The organism is Rothia sp. HMSC071C12, from assembly GCF_001813895.1.
GTDB lineage: Bacteria > Actinomycetota > Actinomycetes > Actinomycetales > Micrococcaceae > Rothia > Rothia mucilaginosa.
Map to the genome: position 1 here is coordinate 1 of NZ_KV814349.1, position 495 is coordinate 495.

Sequence of the window (495 nt, forward strand, 5' to 3'; positions counted from 1 at the left end):
AAGCCCCGTTTTTCTCGTCGTGCCCTCGCTGTAGCAGGCGCAGGCACCCTCGGTGCTCTCTTCGTCGGTCGACAGGCCGGTATCCTCGCCACCAATGAAGAAAAGCAAGAAGCACGTCTTTTCAAACGAGATAAGGTACTGGCTTCCCTTGAGCCGGCTGAGAAGTTCGATGAGCTTGTCAAACAGGGTGATTCAACCGGTCTGCTTGTCTACACTGCCTACGAACGCAACGGCAGGTACGTGCCCGCCACCGAAGAACGCGCCGCCCAGAATGTACCCTACCCCGTTCTGCAGCCGGGAATGAATGAGTATAACCGCGGTGGTTTCTATATTTTTCAGGCGTACTTTTATGCCGCCCTGAACTATTTCTACTACACCGGAGATACCAAACCGCTCTCTGAAGTGATCAATCCGGAAGAGATCATTTCTCCTGAGCTTCTTCGGCTGTACCGGGAAAACCGCGGCTGGCTTATTGCTAATCAGGACGTGTACCGC

1 protein-coding gene is annotated in these 495 nt (G+C 53.9%); it reads left to right on the forward strand.

The features are described from left to right. Window positions 1–495, forward strand: a 495-nt coding sequence (locus HMPREF2942_RS00410; RefSeq protein WP_246824317.1) for a DUF6318 family protein, incomplete at both ends; no start/stop codon positions are given.